The 6,158-nt window shown below is 48.1% G+C and carries 7 protein-coding genes; all 7 read right to left on the bottom strand.

The window, feature by feature from the left end; genetic code table 11:
• Positions 1 to 342 precede the first annotated feature (342 nt).
• The 7 genes from lysS to pabA all read right to left on the bottom strand — a co-directional run bounded on the left by lysS (position 343) and on the right by pabA (position 6,153).
• Positions 343 to 1,845, bottom strand: coding sequence for a lysine--tRNA ligase (gene lysS / locus ACTTK6_RS09435; RefSeq protein ID WP_079475032.1), 1,503 nt, complete (start codon positions 1,843 to 1,845; stop codon positions 343 to 345).
• Positions 1,846 to 1,968: 123 nt separating this feature from the next.
• A complete protein-coding gene (dusB, locus tag ACTTK6_RS09430; protein ID WP_094908863.1) occupies positions 1,969 to 2,958 on the bottom strand; it encodes a tRNA dihydrouridine synthase DusB in 990 nt (329 codons plus the stop codon).
• A 31-nt stretch (positions 2,959 to 2,989) separates the two neighbouring features.
• On the bottom strand, positions 2,990 to 3,502 hold the full coding sequence (folK, locus tag ACTTK6_RS09425; protein ID WP_094908862.1) for a 2-amino-4-hydroxy-6-hydroxymethyldihydropteridine diphosphokinase: 513 nt from the start codon (positions 3,500 to 3,502) through the stop codon (positions 2,990 to 2,992).
• Positions 3,502 to 3,864 carry a dihydroneopterin aldolase gene (gene folB, locus ACTTK6_RS09420; RefSeq protein ID WP_079474379.1) on the bottom strand — a complete coding sequence of 121 codons (363 nt, stop codon included), beginning with the start codon at positions 3,862 to 3,864 and terminating at the stop codon, positions 3,502 to 3,504. Before folB ends, folK begins: the two co-directional genes overlap by 1 nt.
• Positions 3,857 to 4,699 carry a dihydropteroate synthase gene (folP, locus tag ACTTK6_RS09415; protein WP_462833267.1) on the bottom strand — a complete coding sequence of 281 codons (843 nt, stop codon included), beginning with the start codon at positions 4,697 to 4,699 and terminating at the stop codon, positions 3,857 to 3,859. Before folP ends, folB begins: the two co-directional genes overlap by 8 nt.
• A 27-nt stretch (positions 4,700 to 4,726) precedes the next feature.
• The gene (gene pabC / locus ACTTK6_RS09410) at positions 4,727 to 5,563 is read right to left on the bottom strand and encodes an aminodeoxychorismate lyase (RefSeq protein ID WP_462833266.1); all 837 of its coding nucleotides are present in this window, start codon (positions 5,561 to 5,563) and stop codon (positions 4,727 to 4,729) included.
• 2 nt (positions 5,564 to 5,565) lie between these two features.
• On the bottom strand, positions 5,566 to 6,153 hold the full coding sequence (pabA, locus tag ACTTK6_RS09405) for an aminodeoxychorismate/anthranilate synthase component II (RefSeq protein ID WP_462833265.1): 588 nt from the start codon (positions 6,151 to 6,153) through the stop codon (positions 5,566 to 5,568).
• Positions 6,154 to 6,158 lie beyond the last annotated feature (5 nt).

Raw genomic sequence — 6,158 nt, 5'->3', positions numbered from 1 at the left:
GCCAGCGTTCGTCCTGAGCCAGGATCAAACTCTCCGTAAAAAGTTTGATGCTGTGGCATCAGTGATGCCCTAAAAAAAGTGTTGCTTTTAATTGGGGCTCTGGCTTGTCTTTCCTTTTCAAAGAACAATCTGTCGTTATTTTTGCGACTTTTATATGTTAACACCGCAGTGTTAATAAGTCAATAACTTTTTTTCAACTGCCTAAGCAGCTTGCCGCTTTCGTTACGGCGACAAAAAATAATATATCATCGTTTCTTATTTGTACGCAACCCATTTTTATATTTTCTTTTAATTTTTTATATAAATGCCGGCTTTCGAGTCAGAAAGCCGGCAAAAAACTATCTACTCTTCGTGGGGAGCCTGGCTCCGCATTTGCGGAAACAAGAGCACATCTCTGATAGAAGCAGAGTTCGTCAGCAGCATAACCAGCCGGTCAATGCCTATTCCGAGCCCTCCCGTTGGTGGGAGTCCGTATTCCATTGCTTCAAGATAATCATAGTCCATCATGTGAGCTTCTTCATCTCCGGCTTCTCTTTCTTCCACCTGTTTTTCGAAACGCTCCCGCTGATCTACAGGGTCGTTTAATTCACTAAAGGCGTTTGCATGCTCACGCCCTACAATAAATAACTCAAAACGGTCTGTAAATCTGGGATCTTTTTCGTTTTTCTTCGCAAGTGGAGAAATAGCGAGCGGATGCCCATACACAAATGTAGGCTGAATTAGTTTCTCTTCAACAAAGTGCTCAAAAAATTCGTTAACCACATGACCGAAGGACATCGTTTCCCGGATAGGCACATTATGTTCTTTAGCTAGCGCTCTCGCTTCTTCGTCACTCATTTCTTGCCAGAAATCCACACCAGTTTCTTCTTTAACAGCGTCTACAATGTGCATTCTTTTCCACTGGTTGCCGAGTTCAATCTGCTCTTCCCCATATTGAAGAGTCGTGCTCCCGAGCACGTCTTCCGCAATCTGCACGATTAAGCTTTCGGTCAAATCCATAATATCTTCATAGTCTCCAAAAGCTTCATACAATTCCATCATAGTAAATTCGGGGTTGTGGCGGGTCGAAATTCCTTCATTACGGAAGACACGTCCAATTTCATAGACCTTTTCCATGCCTCCGACAATGAGTCGCTTTAGATGCAATTCAATTGCAATACGAATATAAAGCTCCATGTCCAGGGCATTGTGATGAGTAACAAACGGCCGCGCAGATGCTCCGCCCGGTATCGTATGCAGCATCGGTGTTTCCACTTCCAAAAAACCCTGGCGGTTCAAATGATTTCTCATAGATTGGATAATTTTACTCCGCATGATAAACGTGTCTTTTACTTCCGGATTCGCAATAAGATCTAAATAACGCTGACGGTAGCGCTGCTCAATATCCTGAAGTCCGTGGTATTTATCAGGCAGTGGGCGAAGAGCCTTTGTTAAAAGCGTTACTTCTGTTGCCCGCACAGATAATTCCCCTACATTTGTTTTAAATGCACGGCCCCGCACCCCAACAATGTCTCCGATATCCATATCCTTAAAGCCTTCGTACGCTTCGTCGCCGACTTCGTCTTTCCGCACGTAAATCTGGATCTGCCCTTCAAGGTCCTGCAGGTGTGCAAACCCCGCTTTTCCTTTTCCCCGCTTAGTAACCATGCGTCCTGCAATCGTAATATCCGTATTTTTTTCACTTAGCTCTTCTTTAGAGAAAGCGTCGAACTCCCGGTGCATGGTTTTTGAATCATACGTACGCGCGAAGCGTTGCCCAAAAGGATTTCTTCCTTCGTTTATCAATGCTTCTCTTTTTTCCCGCCGTACACGGAACTGGTCGTTCAGCTCTTGATCCTGGCTCATAGTAGTCTCCCCTTTAGATCGTTTTAATTTTCCTTCTATATAAATACCTTTTGCTTCCATTTTTATTCCGGCAGTCATAAACAGAGCGGCTTCCCTGGAAGAAGCCGCTCTTAGTACAAATACTTATGCCATACTGGGAGCTTCCGTAGAACCGACAAAATTATATAGTGTTTCCGCCACTTCATCGCGTGTATTCAATTCATTTACTCTGCCCCGTACCTTAGAACCTCCGTGCATTCCCTTCAGATACCAGGCCACGTGCTTGCGCATTTCCCTTACAGCTACGTCTTCGCCTTTCAACTCTATCAAACGGTCCATATGCACGATACATACATCCATTTTTTCCTTCGGAGTCGGTTCTTCTTCCACAAGCTTTCCTGTCTCCAAATACTGGACCGTGCGGTAGAACATCCAAGGGTCCCCGAGAGCAGCACGGCCAATCATGACCCCATCCACTCCAGTTGTATCAAGCATCGCCCGGGCATCCTGAGGGGTAGATACGTCCCCATTGCCAATTACTGGAATATTTACCGAGTCTTTTACTTCCTTCAGTATGTCCCAGTTCGCCACGCCTTCATACATCTGCACCCGGGTGCGCCCGTGTACCGCAACGCCTTCACCACCAGCTGCTTCAATAGCCTGGGCGTTCTCCACAGCCAGTATATGCTCGTCGTCCCAGCCCATCCGCATTTTCACCGTTACGGGCTTATCTACTGCGCTCACAGCTGCTTTTACCATTTGATAAATTTTGTCCGGGTCAAGCAGCCACTTGGCCCCTGCATCACACTTAGTGATTTTCGGGACAGGACAGCCCATATTTATATCAATGATATCTGCATTTGTATGCTGATCCACTACTTCAGCAGCTCCAGCCATCGTTTCTTGGTCTCCGCCGAAAATCTGGAGACTGAGCGGTTTTTCCCTTTCATCCACGTAGAGCATCCGCATCGATTTTTCATTTTCGTGCAGTATTGCCTTGTCGCTTACCATTTCTGCGCACACCAGGCCTGCTCCAAATTCCTTCGCAATCAGTCGGAAAGCAGGGTTGCTGACTCCCGCCATCGGAGCAAGCACCACCGGGTTATTCATTTCTATGTCACGAATTTTTAACACCACAGCAACCTCCTATGTGTTGTCTTTATTTTCACGCGTCTTCTTCTATTAACAGATCGCCCCAGTAGACTACCTCGGCCCGTTCCTTCTCCGGGAGTTTTTTCACATACCAACGAACCGTCCTGTCCTCGTGAACAAAACGGTCCGGGGCAATATCAAAAAACGGCACCAGCACAAACGCCCGCTCAGTTAACCGGGGGTGCGGAATAATTAAATGCTCCTTGTTCATATTTTCTTCATCATAGATAAGAATGTCAAGGTCCACTGTCCTCGGTCCCCACCGTTCTTCACGTATGCGCTCAAGTTCATGCTCAATCCGGTGAAGCCTCTCCAGCAGTTCCTCCGGGCCGTAATCAGTATTCCATTCGGAAACCATGTTCAGAAAATGCGGCTGATCGGTCACTCCCACCGGTGCGGTTTCATACACCGGTGAAAGCTTTGTCAGCTTCATCTTTTCTTCCTGCTTCATACTCAGAACCGCCCGCTTTAAATACTCTTCCCGCTTCCCAAGGTTCGAACCCAGCGCAATAAAAACCTGGGGCATTATGGACGAACCCTGGTCATCTCGATGGCGACGTGATCATAATGGCCGGGGATGGGCGGATCCGGCTTAATCACTTTCACGTGAAGCTGCTCCACAATATTAAAACGCTCAAATATTGTTTCCGCAATCTTTTCAGCAATCGTTTCTACCAGACGGTACGTTTGATTTTCCACTGCCTCTTTAACCGCTTCAAATGCTTCGGCATAATTGACGCTTTTTTCTACATCATCTTTAGCAGCGGCCGGCTTTAAATCAGCTTCCAATATTAAATTCACACGAAACCGCTGGCCCAGCCTGTTTTCTTCTTCAAACACCCCGTGATAAGCGTAAAACTCCATTCCCTGCAAATGAATTTTATCCAACCGAATGCTCCTTTCTTACTCCAAGCATAGCGTCCATCATCCGGGCTACGCGCGTCATTTCTTTTACCTCATGCACACGGACGATATCGCACCCGCGTTCAATACCGAGGCTCACCGTCGCACCTGTGCCTTCCACACGGTCATGAGCTGGAAGCTCAAGTGTTTTTGATATGAGCGATTTACGGGAACTGCCAAGAAGCACAGGGTACGAAAGCGACGTAAACTGATCCATTTTCCGCATAGCTTCCAGATTCTGCTCATAGGTTTTTGCAAAGCCAATGCCTGGATCCAGAATAATGCGGTCTGCTTTGACCCCGGCCCGGTCGCAGATAGCTATGCTTTCATAAACTTCCTGAATCATGTCAGACATCAAATCCTCGTACTCCGTATTATCACGGTTATGCATTAAAATTATCGGCACATCGTATTCAGCTGCTATCCGGGCCATATCGGGATCTGCTTTCGCTCCCCATACATCGTTAATGATGTCCGCTCCGGCTCTGAGAGCTGCCTCGGCCGTGGAGGCTTTGTAGGTGTCCACACTGACAGGCACGCCTATCCGTCCCCTCAGGGCTTCGAGTACCGGAAGGATCCGCCGCTGCTCTTCTTCTGCTTCTACAAATGTTGCCCCTGGGCGGGTTGATTCCCCGCCGATATCGATAATATCCGCTCCGTCCTCCACCAGCTTTTCTGCCTGCACGACAGCCCGCTCCACCTCGCTGTACCGGCCTCCGTCAGAAAAAGAATCCGGCGTCACGTTTAAAATTCCCATGACAAACGTTTTTTTGGAAAAATCAAGCTCCCAGCTTTTCCATCGCATTACCTGATTACGCATTTTCTCTCCTCCCTGTCGTGCCAGCTGTTATTTTGTCTCTCTTTCTTCCCGGTAGCGGCTGTGCAGCAGCTGGGCCGCTGAACAGCTCGGAAAATAACGATCTTCAAGGGCACGTACGAATGCAATTTCCTGAATAGAGTTCGTGACGAACATTTCTTCTGCTGCTTCTATATCCTGCGGGAGAAAGTAACCTTCCTCCACGATGTAGTCATTTTCATGTGCTAACTGTATCACAAATTGACGTGTAATGCCGTTTAAAATACCTGTGTCCACTGCCGGCGTATATAAAGTATTTCCCCTGCGCCAGAAAATATTGGACACCACTCCTTCAGCAGCATATCCTTGTTCGTTGAGGAAAATACCTTCCGCTTCCGGCCGGTCTTTCATTTCCTGCTTGGCAAGCCAGTTGTTCATATAATGATGGGACTTCATGCGCTCCCGTCCTTCCGGGCTGTTCCGTCTCAGCTGGAGCCACAAGGCGTCCTTTTGAATAGGTTCCGCTCCCGCTGCCGGAAGCGGCTTCATGTAAATAACAGTAACCGGATCAAGGTAGGGCGTTGTTTGAAGCCCCAGACCCCCGGGCCCTGCAGAGATGTTGTAGCGTACATAGGCATTGTGCAGCCCGTTGGCATCGAGCAGCTGCTGAATTTCTTCCTTGACCATTTCGCGTTCATAGCGGAAGACAATGCCGAGCTCTTCTGCGCTGGCTTCGAGTCTTTCCATATGAGCGTTCAGCAAAAACGGATGCCCATTATACACCCGAAACGTCTCAAACAAGCCAAGGCCATACATAAAACCATGATCAAATACAGAAAGACGAGCTTCGCCCGCCTTCTTTATCTCACCGTCTATATAAATATACAATGCTACAGCACCTCTTCTGACTGCCGGTGCCGGTCCACAAAGCGCTTGAGCATCTGTTTTCCTTCACCGGTCATAATCGATTCGGGATGAAACTGCACGCCTTCCACAGGAAGCGCCCGGTGACGGATCCCCATAATCTCTCCGGCTTCCGTTTCAGAGGTAATGTCAAAGCAGTCCGGCAGCGTTTCTCTTTTCACTATTAACGAGTGGTACCTTGTAGCCGTTAATGGATTGGGGAGATCGGTATAAATACTTACACCGTCATGGTGGATATCCGACGTTTTTCCGTGCATCAGCCGCTCCGCCCGTACAACATCGCCGCCAAAGGCCTGCGCAATCGCCTGATGGCCCAGACACACCCCAAAAATCGGGATTTCTCCGGCAAAGCGGCGTATCGCTTCGACGCTGACCCCCGCCTCATCCGGACTGCAGGGTCCCGGGGAAATCATCAGGATGTCCGGATTTAATTGGGCGATCTCCTCCACCGTAATTTGGTCGTTACGCCGTACTTCGAGTTCTTCTCCCATTTCTCCGAGGTATTGCACGAGATTGTACGTAAACGAGTCGTAGTTATCAATCATTAAAATCATGCGAA

It is taken from the genome of Marinococcus salis (genome assembly GCF_054971365.1).
This window is presented reverse-complemented; position numbering and strand designations above follow the sequence as displayed.

Coding starts and splice junctions, on each gene's coding strand:
- lysS (WP_079475032.1), bottom strand. CDS start 1,845: ATGAGCCAGGATCAAGAGCTGAACGACCAGTTCCGTGTACGGCGGGAA.
- folK (WP_094908862.1), bottom strand. CDS start 3,502: ATGCCCCAGGTTTTTATTGCGCTGGGTTCGAACCTTGGGAAGCGGGAA.
- pabA (WP_462833265.1), bottom strand. CDS start 6,153: ATGATTTTAATGATTGATAACTACGACTCGTTTACGTACAATCTCGTG.
- folP (WP_462833267.1), bottom strand. CDS start 4,699: ATGCGTAATCAGGTAATGCGATGGAAAAGCTGGGAGCTTGATTTTTCC.